Genomic DNA, 15,766 nt, shown 5'->3' with positions numbered 1-15,766 from the left:
ATATGTATAAACGCCAAAGCGCTATCCCATGAGGGATAGCGCCATTTTCATTTTTCATCGTGATGTGAAGTGTGATTTGATTCATCGAATGCATCAGGGGCCAGTTCAGTCTTGTGAAGACTCTTCGTTACTCATCGTATTCAGTTCATGCGAGGTCTGATGTAACTCTTTGATCATCTGTTGCAAAAACATGTTGTCTTGGCGACTGATCCCGTGCTGATTGTCTTGAACAAGCATCTGGTGAATGTTCTTCTTGAGCAATTCACTGCGACGTTCCAATACTTCTTGACTCATGTTGCTGCGTCACTCCTTAACATGTTTTGTAATGATTTTGCGTTCTATATAAGTATAGAGGACCTTCCCTCATAGCGAAAACGGGCAGAGCCCTCCTGAGCAGAGCACATCAACCCTCACCTAGCGTGACAGTATTTCACCCCTCTGTGTTCTTAGATATCCTTCTAAATACTCCATGATGCTCCCCCATTTCCTGTAAACAGCCCGGACTAGGGTCTTGGACAAGGTTGCGTTATAATGATCCCATTACCCTCATTGTGGAAAAGGTACAACCTGCTACAGTATGATGTATCCAGCCCTTAAAAGGAGTTATGTATATATGTCCTATAAACAGATCAAATGGATGATCCTGCTAATTCCCACCATCACCGTGGGACTGTGGGAATATATTCGCCATCAGTTTCTGATGCCTTATCTATCGATGGATGCCGGAAACTGGTTGACACCTGTAATTGTATATCTTGTCAGCGTGACACTGCTAAGCCGTTTGTTCCTGATGTTAGAAGGGGCCCGAGCTGCCCTCGAACAAGAGCGAGCATCCAAAACGGCGCTTGAAGCGCGTGACCAGCTTGCCCGGGAACTGCATGACGGCATTTCACAATCGCTATTCCTGCTCTCGGTAAAGACTGACAAAGCAGGACGCAGTCTTGCAGGCACCAGCCATGAGCAGGATCTGCGCGAGATTCAAAAAACCGTGCACGAAGTCAATACATATGTAAGGCAAGCTATTGCTCAGTTGCGTTATGTACCTTCACCTGTTGCTGATCCTGAAGCCGTCGCTTTGCAAGCTCAGGTCGAAGCCATCGTGAGTGATACCGTTCCAGAAGCAGATATAGAATGGAATCTGACCGAAGTTTCCTTCTCGGCCAAAGAGCAGGTAGAACTGCTTGCTTGTATTCGGGAAGCACTGCTTAACGTACGCAAACATGCCCATGCCACCAAAGTGGAAGTTTACACTAAAGGCAATGCCTCTAACTGGTCTGTTCATATCCGTGACAACGGTACTGGAATTCAAGGCGATCCGATGCTGTTCAAGGACCGGTACGGTTTACGAATCACAAAAGAACGAGCCGAGCAGATGGGGTGGACATTCCAGCTTGATTCGACACCAGGTAATACACAAATGATCATTGGAAAGGGGCAGACTTGATGGAACTGGTACGTGTACTCGTTGTTGACGATCACGCACATGCGCGTGAGGCGATATGCACCATTTTATCCGAAGATAGCCTGTTTGAAGTCATTGGCACAGCCAAAAATGGGCAGGAAGCGATTGAGCTAACCGAACACTGGATGCCTGACCTGATTCTGATGGATGTGCAGATGCCCGATATGGATGGACTCGAAGCAACAAGGCAGATTAAACTGCGTTTCCCATACGTCATGATCGTAATGGTCACCGTATCGGATGATGTCACTTACCTCTTTGAAGCATTGAAACAAGGAGCCCAAGGTTATCTACGCAAAAATTTATCTCCTTCCACTTGGCTGGAATACCTTCGCGCCATTGTTAGTGACGATGCACCGCTGAGCAAGGAGCTAGCATACCGAATATTGCAGGAGTTTCCCGCTCCTCGCAGTGAGGATGTGCAAGAGAATCCGTTAACCGCTCGCGAATTGGAGATTCTGCAATGGGTATCTGCCGGGTACACCAATCGTGAAATTGCCGAGCAGCTCGGTATCTCGGATCAGACCGTCAAGAATCATCTGAAGAACATTCTGCAGAAGCTACAGCTGGAGAACCGGGTGCAGCTCACTCGCTACGCATTAGAGAGCGGGCTTGCCGGGCGCAAGCCTCGTAAATAATACATGTTTCAGAGCGAATAGAATAGGGAAGTCTACCACAAAACGATTTACTTCTGATATGCGTTATGTAATAGCACCACTTATAAATGTGCATCATTTCAAGCATTTGTCACAAATATGCAGTAATCCATGATTTTTTATAGCCCTATGTAGTCATACGCCTTCATTTTGGACAAAGTTATAATGGTATAGATTATGTGTGAACGACGAATTATGGATAATTGTAATTCTATAACCCAAGGGTGATGATTTTTTGAGAGTAAGAAGCTTAACCCTGCGTTGGAGCAAACGTCACTGGGCGCTGCTCACCAGTCTGTTACTGGTGTTCTGTCTGGTGATGCCGCAATGGGCATCTGCTCATGCTTATATCGTGAAGGCGTCTCCTGAAGAAAATGAACTGCTCGTTACTGCACCGCAGCGGCTGACGTTGGAGTTTAATGAATCATTGCAGACGGCCTTTTATGATATTAAAATTACCGGACCTGACGGAAATCAAGCGGACAATGGTGACGTACAGATTGACTCAGAACGCCCGCACATTCTGGAAACGGGTCTGAAGCCTGGCCTTGCTGACGGGACATATCTCGTCAATTGGAAGGCCGTATCTGCCGATGGTCATCCAATCTCTGGAGCGTATGTGTTCCATATCGGTGAGCCTACCGGAGCACCTGCCGGATTGAAGGATTTGGCGTCCGGTTCAGGTGCCACCGGTGGCCCATTGAAATGGATCGTGTCATTCACGGACTGGATTCAATATCTCGGTCTGTCCGTCATTCTCGGTACGCTAGCCTTCCTGCTACTGCGAATTGCCCCAGCTTCCCTGCTACGGGAACCGATGGAGGCACCGGGTAGCTACAAATTGCTCTGGATCAGCTATGCTGCTGCTTCCTTTGCCGCACTAATAAGCCTTCCGCTGAACACACTCTATGAGTCAGGTGTCAATCTCGGCGAATTCAGTTGGGCCTTATTAGGCAGTGCGCTCAAACTGACCTCCTTCGGTCAGATCTGGATGTTACAGATGCTGATTGCCATGTTGCTTGCAGTCACACTACTGTCCGGTTATGATCTGGATCGATCCCTGCGCGTGCGAATCTGGTCCTCATACGGATCATTGGTGCTGGTTCTAGGCTGGCTGCTTACCCATGCTATGACGGGGCATCCTGCTGCCGCAGAGCAACGTGTGCTTGCTGTAGCCATGGACTTTGTACATCTTGCCGCTGCTGCATTCTGGATCGGGGCTCTCACCGCTATGGCAGTGTGTCTGCCTGCACTCACCAATCGATTGCCTGCAAAATTGCGAGGCGAAGTCTACTGGGCAGCGATAAGGAGATTTACCGTTTGGGGTATCGGTGCTGTAGCCGTTTTGATCGCTACGGGTATCTATGGCAGTCTGGTCATCCTGCCCGCACCGCTACTGAACTCTTTATTCACAACAGCATATGGCCTGGTTCTGATTGGTAAAATTCTGCTACTTATCGTGATGATCGGTTTCGCGCTGATACATGCCAATCGAGCAAGAGCCGCTACAGGTAAGCAGTTGTCTGGCAGTCTAAAGGCTGAACTGGTTACAGGTGCCATCATTCTTGCGCTCGCGGCTGTACTGACACATCTGTCTCCAGGTCAGCCAGCACCCGTCGGTCCTTATAAGGGCACACAAACGACAGATGATGGCTCCGTGATAACACTCCAGGTAAGCCCAAACGTAGTGGGAGAAAATCAGTTCGAAGTCAGCATAAAGCGAGCGGATGGCAGTATCGTCAAAGATCTCGAACAGGTGACGTTGTCTCTGATCCATCTGGATATGGATATGGGTATCTATGAGATCACCATTCCGAAGAACGATACGGGCGTATACAAGGCGGAGGACTACATCTCTATGCCGGGCAAGTGGAGTATCCAAGTCCACGCGTTAACTCGGTCACTTGATGCCCTCGATGCCGAGTTCAAGATTGAGGCAGCAAAGCCGTAGTAAACAACGAAACCATTTTTAAAAGAGTGAAGTGTATCTAACAACGATTGCATAAGAAAGAATGAGAGGGGTTATCATTTTGAAAAAGACATCATGGGTATCCAAATTAACATCTGCTATGGCAACAGGTGCAGCAGCATTCCTGCTGTTCTCCGGTTTGGCCAGCGCTCACGTCACGGTAAATCCGTCCGTCGCACAAACGAGTGCATGGCAGACATATACGATTAAAATACCGTCTGAGAAAGAGTTGCCAACAACTAAAATCACACTCAAAATTCCAGAGGGTGTTGCATTTAAGCAATATCAGCCACTGTCTGGATGGAAGATCACAACTGAGAAAAATGATTCTAAAGAAGTAACCTCGATCACTTGGGAGATTGATGGAGATAACCAAGGGATTCTGGCTGGACAGTTCCAACAGTTTAACTTTGTTGCACAGAACCCAAAGACAGAAACAGAAGTGGCATGGGATGCCTTCCAATATTACAGTGATGGCAGCATTGTAGAGTGGACAGGCCAGCCGGGGGCAAACTCTCCTCACAGCATCACAACCATCAGCGAAGATCCTGCAACTGCTGGCAATGCCGCAGCAGGTGGAACAAGTGATGGGCATGACAGTGCAGGTACTGCTGGTACCGCGACAGGTGACAATGCTTCTGACACTGCGACTGATGGCAAAAAAGGAAATGATGACACCACTCTCGGCGATGCTCTCTCCGATACGGTAACAGGTCAACCGAACAACACGGATTCCGATGCAGGTACGTTGAAGCTGCAACAAGCAACGTTAATCGTATCGATCCTGGCTCTGATCATGTCCTTCCTGGGCATTGCATTGGCCACTCGCCGCAAAAAACGTTAATCTGCAGTTTATCTATCCAGGTTGGCCGAGGAAAATATTTAAATAAGATGCAAAAAGGAGTTTGCAGCGAACGGGATAACCCCGTTCATGCTACAAACTCCTTTTTTGGTTAACTCATATCTAGAATCCAGATAACTTGCCGTGCACGATACATGCGCCATCCGCAATATGGCACACCGTTGCATATTAACGTTGCTGATCCGTTTGAATCATAAATTCAATATACTGGATCAGACTTTTCTTCTGCATCTCGATGGATTGGATACGCTTGGCGAGACCTGCGAAAAATTCTTCAATCTGTTGCCTCGTATGATCCGCAGATTGTCCTTTCCAATCGTTCAGACGGCTGTACAGCGCCCTTGCCTCCTGCTCATCCGCTTGCATGCGAACCAGTAGCTGTGACAGCTCTTTTTCCGCAATCCGCAGGTCATTCAATTCCACCAGCAATTGTCCGCTCATCCGTGGTTCCCTCCCCCTCAGTGCACGTTCTCACCTTGAATACTCAATGCTATCTCTCCAGCCTGTCATTTATAACTAGTTAAAATGTACCGGACTCTCATCCGCTTGCCGGAAAGCCTCCGCCTTTTCCTCAATAAAGTTCAGGAACTGGCTCGTATGCTTCATATGCCATGTGCTCAGCTCCTGGATAGACGCATCCAAGTGAGTCACAATGGGCTCCAGTCTGCGGCTACGGCTTGTATGTAAATACTGAGCCATACGTGTCCGCACCTGATTCAACTCGGCATTGCACTGCTGGGCATTTTGTTTCCAGCGGGAAGCCACACTTTTCAGTTCCTCCGGGGTAACCTGGATTAGACCAGATCCCAGCGCCGCAGCCGCTCCTCTGCCGGCACCGCCTCTCAGCCCCATCGGACCTACCGCTTTGCTCAGCGGTCCCAGATTCTCCATAAGTCGTGGCGAATAACGAACCCGCTCACCCGTGATCGGATCATACAACTCGTTGGAAATGTAACCATTTTTGAAGTTATACTGATCCAGGCTGTGGTAGTTTTCTCCGCCAAATGTATTCTTGATTTTATCAATCAGACTTACACCATTATTGGCATCTGCGTAATTCGAATCAATATAATACGTAGAACCTACATGACGATCATATCCGCCTAACGTTCCGCTAGCGACCAGATCGCCCGGACTCGCATAGTTCGTCACTTGGCCATCCAACTCACCTGCCTCTACCCGCCGACGCATCTCAGGAGTCAAGTTGCCCATCACTGAAGGTGCACTGAATGTAACCGCAGGAAGACCTGTATAAGCGGAAGCATACTGCGCATCCCCACCTCCGAGAGAATGTCCTGTCAGAGAGAAATTCAGATCGCCATACTTTTCTTTCATATGGTTCGCATAATCTTCCGACTGATACATCTGGTTAGCCCAGCCCGTAGGCGAATAGGTCTTTTCGATATCCTTTACTCGATCGCCCGTCCAGTTTTGTACATCTCTTACCCTGTCGCCAGCCCAGTTCTCCACTTTGGAAATACCTGTGGAATCTTTGATATTCTGAACGCCTCTATCGAGCCAATCCGGTGTCAGGTTGTCTACAAATTGTGCCGTGTCTTGTTGCCCTTTGCGGATCAACTCTCCGCCCCCGATGCGTGCATCCATCACGAAATCAGGCACCGAGCGGTCCAGAGAGGCACTCCCCTCGGTTCCCCGATAGGCAATGACTGCCTCCTTGGTCTCCGGATTATAAAACGTTACGGCATCGAAGCCGGAAAATTTATTACTCTCTGTGCCCTCCAGTACTTGCCAGCCGGGAAGCTCCGTCAGACGGTCACCTGCCTTTTGATCCTGATAGGCTAACTCCGATAAGGTTTTGTACGTTTCATCATCAATGTTCCTGCCGTTACTCAATCACTGCACCTCCCCTTTTATTTGGCGTATGGATCATGTCCTTTAGCTTTAATGACTTCCTCGAGCTCGGGACTAATCACGAGATTTTTGGTGATTTTTTTCTTGTAATCGTACGATATGCCAAAGGTCTGATCGTCATGATCCTTCACATGCCCCTTCAGTCCGATCTGCGACATCGCCATCTCTGGCAGCAGTTCCTTGCTCGTAACGACCACATCCAGTTCAAACTTTTCTTTGAAGTGCTGCACCACAACCTTCTCAGCTTCCTGGTACAACGCCTGTTTCTCACTCTCTGTCATCTTCTGACACCCTCCCAGCAATATAGTGAACACCATCATCAGTGCGAATAAACTTCTCATCCCTTTTGTGCGCGGAATAGCAATTCCCCCTTTTGGCTCAAACCTGTGTAAGTAAAGAGCGCCCCCTTCACCTGTTACATGCATCATAGTACAAAATCAACATAAGACACATCCGCTCACAGGAGCGTTTTCCTGAAACTTTTCTCCTAGTTGATTCATGCCTATATTTGGGTGTATATTACCCGCTTCTAAGACTGCTGTACCATTTAGGCCCTAACTTTTTCCATATAAAAATAAAAAACTTTCTTCCGAACACCGGCTGGTGTCAAAAAGAAAGCTTGATTATAAATGACACACCTCTTATCCAGGCCCAGCGAAGCAGAGACACCCTCATAAATAACATGCTCTATCCATATTGTCTGAGCTTGGCCTCATTCAGCTGCTCTCCTACGAGTCTCTGATACGCGTCACACCTTGTAACCAACTCTTCATGTGTTCCCGCATCGACAAGTTCTCCCTGATCCAGCACATAGATCGTGTCGGCATTTCGAATGGTGCTCAGCCTGTGAGCAATAATAATTTGCGTACATTTCAACATGCTTAAGTTCCCGGCAATCGTAGATTCCGTTAACGTATCCAGTGCACTGGTTGCTTCATCCAAAAGCAGAATTTTGGGCCTGCTCACAAGCGCCCGTGCAAGAGCTACCCGTTGTTTCTGTCCCCCGGACAGATTAGAGCCTGCCTCCGAAATTAACGTGTTATATTTCATCGGCATGCGTTCGATATCTGCATGAATATCGGCAAGTTTTGCAGCAAACATCACCTCTTCTGCAGTCGCTTCTTCCGCATGCAGCTTGATGTTATCGTAAACGGTATTGTTAAACACGAAGTTATCCTGAAGAACGATGCTGACTTGATCACGAATATGTTGAGGATCTAATTCCTCCGCATGAATGCCATCGAAATAAATATTTCCTTGTGTAGGGGTGTACAACCCCACTAGCAATTTAGCGAGAGTACTTTTACCAGAGCCTGATCTGCCAACGAGAGCCACCTTCTTTCCTGCTTTAATGGTCATACTAATGTCATTAAGCACAGGACTACTGTACTCCGTATATTTGAAGCTCACATGGTCAATCGTAATATCACCCTGAAGCTCGGCAACATGCACCATCTCCGTTGGTTTCTTCTGAAAAGACCGACCCTTTTCTGCCAAAATCACATCATAAATCCGATCCAGCAACGCATCCGCCATTACGAACTCATTCAGCATCAAAGCAAGTGAGTTAAGCGGCCCCAAAAACAGTGCAGCCAGAGACTGGAATGAAACAAGCATACCTAACGTCATGTTGCCTTGCATAATCTGGTACAAACCCACGAGCAAAATGAGCATCGGTGTCATAAAATTCAAAGTATTGGTTATCGTGTTAACTCGAGTTTGAAAAATAGCCTTTTCCTTCACCGTGGCAAGCTGGCGTTTGAATAACTCCCGCCATTTTTCTTCCGTGCGCTGCTCGATACCGAGAGATTTAATTGTTGAAATCCCTTCTAACACTTCGGTCATAAAAGATCCTGCCAAGCTCTGAGCTACAATCTGAGTTTGCGTCAGTTTTTTGAACCTGCTGCGCGTGTATACAAAAATAAGGACCTGTGTTATTCCTATACCTAGCAACGTGAACGCAATGATGCGTGACTGAATGACAATGTAGGTAAACGTCACCACAATTAAAAATAAATTGATGAACGTGGAAATCATTTTTTGCGACAAAATTTCCCGGATGGTAACATTGCTGTTGACTCGCATCATCAGATCTCCGCGAGAGCGAATCTCAAAATATTGATACGGGAGCTTCAACATGTGGGACACAAAATTGGTGGTTAACTGCGAATCCAGCACTTCCTGAAGGCGCACGATACACATATCCTTAACATATCCAAAACCGATCTGAAACAAGGTTAATAAAGCCACACTGGTGAGCAACACGGGAAAAATGGAGTATCCCTCATTGCCCGTTACCGCATCAATCGAAACCTGCATCAGGAACGGAAAAAGCACCGATACAAGCTGTAATCCCAGGGCAAGCAATACGGCCCATACAAAATACTTTTTGTTGCTGCGAATCAAATCTTTGAAATACGCTACTTTACTCATCTTTTTTTCTGAAAAAGGGACAAACCCCTCATCCGGGTATACCAGCAGAAAAATACCTGAATATTTCTCTTCGAACTCCTGTTTAGTGATCGTCATTCTTCCCATGGCAGGATCAACAATGGTATATAACTTACCAGCCTTAATCTCCTCAAGCACAATAAAATGTCGTTGCTCCCAGAAACAGATGATCGGCAAGAAATCATTACTGAGTGAAGGCGCAGGTGCCTTTTTGGCTACACCTTTCAGATGGTAGGTTTCGGCTACCTCCTTCATTTTCAACATGGAGCTTCCGTCACGACCGCTCCCCAGCATGGCAAATCGTTCCTTCAGATCGGTAAAATCGGCTTCATAGCCGTAGTACGCAAGCAACATATGCAAACAGCTGGGCCCGCAGTCGTATTGATTCATTTGCAATTTAACAGGAATTTTTCGCTGTGCCTTGCCACGCAGACGGCTAAATACTGAACGTTTAGGCATAATGCTGTCCCGGTTCAGATGACGGCTCTGCCGTATACTCCTGCTGTCTGGTAAAAGCCATCTCCACTCTATCCTGCTGCGTGACCTGCTCTACATCCTTCAGTTCATGGCTTACCGGCCCTTCCATCATAAGTACAGAAGGCAGTGTCCGATTATACAGCCGCAGTAACTGGTATCCGATTCCGGCCAGACCCAGCATAAGTCCTGGTATTTGTTGACGACTCGGAATGCCGCATCTCCAGTGACCGTTATCCTCTCTAACCTTGGTCATGATATAATCAGCCATTTGATAAGCGTATGCTTCTAACGTTTCATCCTGCCAATAGTCGGCTGCGAGCAAGATCAGCTCCAAATTCCCCATATCTCCGTGACATAGTGAATAACTGACTTCTGTGAAACCATCTTCCATAGTCTTGGTCACCGCTCGGCGAATGTCTTTTTCCAGCACATCTATAGGCCCGCAGAAGCTTAACTCCTGTGCTGTTCCTACCCGGGCAATACCCAAACCGGGTGCGCCATTACACCAATACATGACATAATGTTCTTCCGACATATTGCCATCCGTGAACCGGAGATCCTTCCAGTTGTTCACTTCGGAACTGTAGATCGATTCCTCATATTTAATTCCTTCCAAACAAGCTTCAAAATAAGGTTCGTGACCTGTAACACGGTACAGACGGGCAAGACTCAGACATATGCCTGCGTTTCCATGTGCAATGCCGCTAAGGGGCACTTTATTGATCGCCGATGTCACCCATGCCAAGCCTTGTTCCATCGGCCCAGCCAGCTTAAGCAGACGATCTGCGCATCTTGTAGCTATGTCCAGTGCCTTAGGCAGGTGGAACATCATATACAAATCCACGCATGCCATTAATGTGCCTGCACAACCTGAGATGACATCCAGCCGCTCATCTTCCTCGATCATCTCATCCAGTATATCCAGCAGTTCGAGCAGTTCCGGGTGAACATCCTGCTGGGAGTATACCTTCGCTTTATGCACTAACAAATAGAGAAGTGATCCGTAACCTGTAAACAGAGAGATATTTCTGTCCATGTTTTTGCGAATCATCTCCCAGGCCGTCTGGATACACAAATCGACCATCTCCGTATACTTCCCGTCACCCGTCTCTTGACCTAGATAAAGATAGAAATAAGCGATGCCCGTGACCCCATTGTATAGACCCAGTTCCGAGGATTTATAGATCAGTTTCTCGTCCGCATCCATGCCCATGCTGATCCAGGATACGGTGCTGCCCTCATCTCCCGTGATCGCGATATCCTTAATATAATCACCAATCCTTACCGCTTCACGTAAGTAATCAGCTCGGGTCGTGGAGATTGGATGCCCGTTCAACGCCTCTGGCCGTACACTCGCTGTACTCTTCTCCATAGCGAACGAGCGCTCCAGTACATACTTCGTTTGCAGTGTACGCTCCGTAAATTCCCACTGCATATCCATATCATCTTCATTCATGGCCCGAACCTTTGTCTCCGTCTGGGTCAAGATATCCGAGTCATAAACACCCTCAATGGCTTGATTATCCGAATGATGAAACAGCACCTTCTCACCAATTAATGTTTTGAACATGGGCACATCTCCGTGCAACAGATCATGGCATTCATAGCTGACCAGTTTCTCACGGTTACGATCCTGCCGGACGATGGCCCACATCATGTCAAACAGCAGACTTTTGTCCAGCCCATTGCGTAAATATTTAGGATGAGAGCTGGCTTCGATTAATGTAAAATAGGTCACGGTTGGCCGAACAATTGTCCGCACAGCACACCCATGAAAATGGTGGCGTACTGCCATGATGAAACGGTCTTTTTGCTCCATGATGGAACGATAAGTGCGATAGAACCCTTCTTTTAAACGATGGATATGGCGTTCGGGTTGTATTGGCGTTTGATTGTAAGATGGCAGGTGACTGAACCGACTTACAGCAATCTTGCTTCGTTTGATCCTCATCATATCTGTGTTTTTATCGTGAACCTCATAGGTATTGAGAATCTGTTCCACATCTCCGGCAAGCCCGCTCAGATCACTATGATACAAGGCGTTGGAGTCCAGCGTAGGGAGCATGCTTGTTTTTAATACGGAATCATTCAATATCGAAAGGGTCTTCTCCAGTGCCGTATACTGCTCCTTCTCATCCATATACTTGAAGGGTTGATTGTGCAGCAAAGACTCCAGATCTACGAAGAACGGATGCTCTCCTTGGGAAACGATATTTTCCATGTGCATATCCGTTGCATTTAATGCATATAGAATCGCTAAATATTGTCCCTGTCTCTCAAAAAAGCGTTCTGCCTCTTCCTCCCGGGTTACTTCCTCGTAAGAAATATATTGTTGCCAGCCATACTCGGAACGGTCCAGCGTTTTGGTAATCCGGAAAGGCAATCCAATCTCCTGTTCATTAAACCAATGTAGTATACCAGCAAATGCAGTATCAATTGCCATGTCTCTTGGCTTGTACATGACATCAACGTCCCCGGTAAATTTCAACCGCAGCACGCTGGCTCCACCATTATGGGAATCCCCAAGAAATACGATATCCTCCAGCCTGTCCAGTTTAAAATCAAACAAAGATTCCAGTTCATGACGGTCGGCCGTCAATCGCTCCAGAACCCGAATCATATTCTGATTGATCCGCAACGTCTGCTCGGCAATACCTCGGGCAAGAACCGGATATTCCAGTAACAGGTTGAGAATTTGTTCTCTGGACTGAATTTTCTCGCTTACAAAATGCAAATATCTCTGCCGGGAATCTTCACCTATCAATTCCTCCTGGAGCCGAGCTTTATTTAGTTCATAGATGAGTGTCTTCGCAGACAAGTGAAACACTTTATCCGAGACGGTCTTCAGTACAAGCCCGATGACACGGCGCCGATCCAGCCACTCATATCCTTCTGAAAGACCCTCTGTCATGATCTGAATAGATCGTTGCAGAAAAGGTTGTGAAAACTCAAAAAAAGGGATTTCCTCTGTATTGCCCTCGATGAAATATGTAATATCCTCATGCTCATTCTCAAGAAACGTCTTCCGAAGCTCCTGATGCCAGCCCATATCTGTAAACGCGTACTGGAAATCTGGAGTTTGAAATAGACTATTCACCTTATTCATGTCCATAGATTCAGCCTGGAATCGATCCGCTAATTGCTCCTGATCCTGAAAGAACTGATCCAGCCACAACTTCATTCTTACATCGTTTGAGGATACTGCATCTCCATGAGCGGAAGGCTCGGCAGCAACTTCAAGTTCATACTGCTTGTATTTCTCTGTCAAATATAAAGCATCACCCCAGCGGGAGTTATTCAACTGCTCCTGTATGCTCATCGTTTTCTCTCCCTTTCTAAATCAATGGTGGTAAACAGGCAAACGCCATATAAATACTTCAAGCACATAACTGAGATCAGCTATGTGCTTGAAGAAAATCGAATTCAGAATTAACAACAAGTCAACCAGGAAGAAGGTGAAACAGAATTATAATGGCACTCATGACTCACTGTGCAAAATACACCGCCGCTTTTCTTATCCTCGATTGCGGCCAACGCCCCTGTAACCACCATCAGTTCATCATCACTGATGTCCTCGATTGCTGCTAATGCTTCGAGATTGAATTGTTTCATTGAAAAAACCTCCATTCAATTTTTTGTATATGTATAGCTTAAATAAGCTAAACACCGGAGTTTATTCAAACAAAACATATATTTACATTAAATATAAAATATGTAATCTACTTCTGTCTTCACTCTATCACACTTTGCTAGATTTTGTAAATCCTTATTTTACCTTCTTTGGAACATCCCAAAAATCGACTAGATCTTACTTTAAATTATTAATTCTCTATATTACGTTGTTATACGCATGTGCTTGTAAAGAACCTGTCCTGAGACAGGCAACTCTCATACCGTTACAGGCAGTTCCAATACTGCGCGAAGCCCTCCTTGGCTGTTGCACTGGAGCAGAAGCTTCCCCCGATGGGCTTGAGCAATCCGTGATACCATTGGAAGTCCGAGACCATGCCCATGACGTGGAGGTCTTATGCGACCTGCCGTATAAGGAAGAACCAGCACATCAAGCAGATCTTCCTCGGGAATTCCCTTCCCATCATCGGAGACTATGAATTGTGCGTAACCACTTTGCACTTCACGCTTGATCATCAATTCGATTGCACACCCCTCTGGATTGTGTCTGATGCTGTTCTGCACCAGATTGGTTACCGCTCGATATAACAATCGTTCATCCCCTTGCACATACAGACTTTCGTCTTGAACATTCAACGATATCGGATAACGCTCGTCCAGACCATTATTTAAAAAATCAGATACTACTTGCCTTGCCAGAACAGGCAACCGAATGGATCTCATCTGTAGGGGCTGCATTTCATACTCTAGCATCGATACCAGATTCAAATCACTGACGAGCGATCGCAGACGCTCCCCCTGACGCCGGATAATGGATGCCTGTTGCTTTTGCTCGGTTGTTAGATCCGCTTGCTCCTCCAGTTCACTGGCATATCCCAAAATCATGGATAATGGCGTCCGTATATCATGCGATATCCCTGATATCCAGTTGGATCGTGCCTCATCCCTTGCCTTTAGCGCATCATTTTTCTCCTGTAACATATGGGAGGTCGAGTTAATGCTTTCAGACAAATCATTGAATATGCCCTTGGTTTCAACCTGCACCGACTCTCCTTTAGCAAGTGCATGAATGCCATCGATCAACGGGCGAATGCTTCGTATGACACGGGTTCCGATTAGCAATGAGATAAGTAGCGCAAGTGCCACATTGCATATCAATAACAGTACAATCCTGACCGGTAGAGACTTGAGCCAATCCGCCAAAAAATCGAACTGGTATTTTCCATACGTATTTTTGGGATACCCCAACACCAAAAGTCCATCTTCCCGTTCCCACACATATACCGGGTACTCTTTAAGATAGTATCGAGAAAATTTAGCAACATCGGTCACACTGTAAGTAAGAGGGATTTCTGCTGGAAGACGCTCACTCCACTGCACCCCACCCTCCTGATTCAAAAGCATCGCCCAGGCTTGATGTTCAGCGAGAATCTCCATCCCTTTACTTTGTAATGTGTACTCCCCCTGCTCGCTCTTGCTCAAACTGCCTGCGACCTGTTTGACAACAGCACTGGGGGAAGGTCCTTCGTGAATTTCCTTGAAGATCAATGAACCCAGCAATACGAGATTAAATAAAAGCAGTACAACAGATACAAGAATGGTAGAGCCGACAAATCTTCTTAGAATACGAACCAAACCATCCATTATCGAGTCTCCTGAGTCATCAGTTTATAACCAAGCCCACGGACGGTTAACAGAAACACTGGTTTAGACGGGTCCTCTTCGATTTTCTCCCGAATCCGCCGAACATGAACCATTAGGGTATTCTCATATCCGTAACTCTCATCTCCCCAAACGGCCTGACATAGTGCATCACTGGTTACAATCCGGTTCTGATTCTCATAAAGTTTGACCAGTATAGCGTGCTCCTTGGCTGTCAGTGGAAGTTCTGTTCCCTTCCCATGAACGACAGCGCTTTCCAAATCAATGGTTAATCCACCTAGACGAAATACAGGCAATCTTTCTATCGTATTGGAAGCGTATACCCTTTTCAAAATGCCCATGAGCCGAAGAATCAGCTCTCTTGGAAGAAAAGGTTTGACCATATAATCATCTGCTCCCAAACCTAAACCTAGTAAACGATCCTCATCCTCCCCTCGCGCTGACAAAAATAGCACAGGCATGTCCGAGAAGGAACGAATAGAAGACAACAAGGAGAATCCGTCTCCATCTGGCAACATGATATCCAGGATGGCTGCATCCGGCTTCTCTATTCTGCACATTGCCAGAGCATGGGCCACATTACCTGCGGTATAGACTCTGAAAAAGCCCTCCTTACGCAAAAAGCGTTCGATCATCTCACGGATTTCCGGTTCATCATCTACAATCAGTATTTTCTTGTTTTTCATTATGTCCATTCGTATCACCCTTTTCATTATACATCAGGA

The 15,766-nt window shown here is 46.6% G+C and carries 13 protein-coding genes; 4 read left to right on the top strand and 9 right to left on the bottom strand.

Going from position 1 to position 15,766, the window contains the following annotated elements; genetic code table 11:
- Positions 1–105: 105 nt before the first annotated feature.
- On the bottom strand, positions 106–294 hold the full coding sequence (locus ACT89M_RS02270; RefSeq protein WP_090918827.1) for a hypothetical protein: 189 nt from the start codon (positions 292–294) through the stop codon (positions 106–108).
- Positions 295–613: 319 nt separating this feature from the next.
- Here ACT89M_RS02270 and ACT89M_RS02265 point away from each other — a divergent pair, with 319 nt between their 5' ends.
- From ACT89M_RS02265 to ACT89M_RS02250, 4 genes are all read left to right on the top strand, one after another.
- Positions 614–1,444 carry a sensor histidine kinase gene (locus tag ACT89M_RS02265; protein WP_154891452.1) on the top strand — a complete coding sequence of 277 codons (831 nt, stop codon included), beginning with the start codon at positions 614–616 and terminating at the stop codon, positions 1,442–1,444.
- Positions 1,444–2,100, top strand: a complete 657-nt coding sequence (locus ACT89M_RS02260; protein WP_090918831.1) for a response regulator — start codon at positions 1,444–1,446, stop codon at positions 2,098–2,100. The genes ACT89M_RS02265 and ACT89M_RS02260 overlap by 1 nt, the downstream gene beginning before the upstream one ends.
- A 253-nt stretch (positions 2,101–2,353) precedes the next feature.
- Positions 2,354–4,069, top strand: coding sequence for a copper resistance protein CopC (locus ACT89M_RS02255; RefSeq protein WP_154891453.1), 1,716 nt, complete (start codon positions 2,354–2,356; stop codon positions 4,067–4,069).
- Between the two features lie 79 nt (positions 4,070–4,148).
- The gene (locus ACT89M_RS02250) at positions 4,149–4,931 is read left to right on the top strand and encodes a YcnI family copper-binding membrane protein (RefSeq protein WP_261769539.1); all 783 of its coding nucleotides are present in this window, start codon (positions 4,149–4,151) and stop codon (positions 4,929–4,931) included.
- A 186-nt stretch (positions 4,932–5,117) separates the two neighbouring features.
- On the opposite strand, the gene ACT89M_RS02245 is transcribed toward ACT89M_RS02250, so the two are convergent.
- The 8 genes from ACT89M_RS02245 to ACT89M_RS02210 all read right to left on the bottom strand — a co-directional run bounded on the left by ACT89M_RS02245 (position 5,118) and on the right by ACT89M_RS02210 (position 15,736).
- The gene (locus ACT89M_RS02245; RefSeq protein ID WP_090918837.1) at positions 5,118–5,390 is read right to left on the bottom strand and encodes a hypothetical protein; all 273 of its coding nucleotides are present in this window, start codon (positions 5,388–5,390) and stop codon (positions 5,118–5,120) included.
- Between the two features lie 75 nt (positions 5,391–5,465).
- The gene (locus ACT89M_RS02240) at positions 5,466–6,803 is read right to left on the bottom strand and encodes a Tle-like phospholipase domain-containing protein (RefSeq protein WP_186809805.1); all 1,338 of its coding nucleotides are present in this window, start codon (positions 6,801–6,803) and stop codon (positions 5,466–5,468) included.
- A gap of 17 nt (positions 6,804–6,820) precedes the next feature.
- Entirely contained in the window at positions 6,821–7,162 is a 342-nt protein-coding gene (locus ACT89M_RS02235; RefSeq protein WP_253498321.1) for a hypothetical protein, read from the bottom strand.
- A gap of 346 nt (positions 7,163–7,508) precedes the next feature.
- A complete protein-coding gene (locus ACT89M_RS02230) occupies positions 7,509–9,731 on the bottom strand; it encodes a peptidase domain-containing ABC transporter (RefSeq protein WP_308722998.1) in 2,223 nt (740 codons plus the stop codon).
- Positions 9,724–13,068, bottom strand: a complete 3,345-nt coding sequence (locus tag ACT89M_RS02225) for a type 2 lanthipeptide synthetase LanM family protein (protein WP_308722999.1) — start codon at positions 13,066–13,068, stop codon at positions 9,724–9,726. Before ACT89M_RS02225 ends, ACT89M_RS02230 begins: the two co-directional genes overlap by 8 nt.
- Positions 13,069–13,178: 110 nt before the next feature.
- Positions 13,179–13,361, bottom strand: coding sequence for a type A2 lanthipeptide (locus ACT89M_RS02220; RefSeq protein ID WP_161556976.1), 183 nt, complete (start codon positions 13,359–13,361; stop codon positions 13,179–13,181).
- Between the two features lie 276 nt (positions 13,362–13,637).
- Positions 13,638–15,023, bottom strand: coding sequence for a sensor histidine kinase (locus tag ACT89M_RS02215; protein WP_154891458.1), 1,386 nt, complete (start codon positions 15,021–15,023; stop codon positions 13,638–13,640).
- Entirely contained in the window at positions 15,023–15,736 is a 714-nt protein-coding gene (locus ACT89M_RS02210; RefSeq protein WP_154891459.1) for a response regulator transcription factor, read from the bottom strand. Before ACT89M_RS02210 ends, ACT89M_RS02215 begins: the two co-directional genes overlap by 1 nt.
- Positions 15,737–15,766 lie beyond the last annotated feature (30 nt).

The sequence above is a fragment of the Paenibacillus sp. NN59 genome (assembly GCF_057597225.1).
This window is presented reverse-complemented; position numbering and strand designations above follow the sequence as displayed.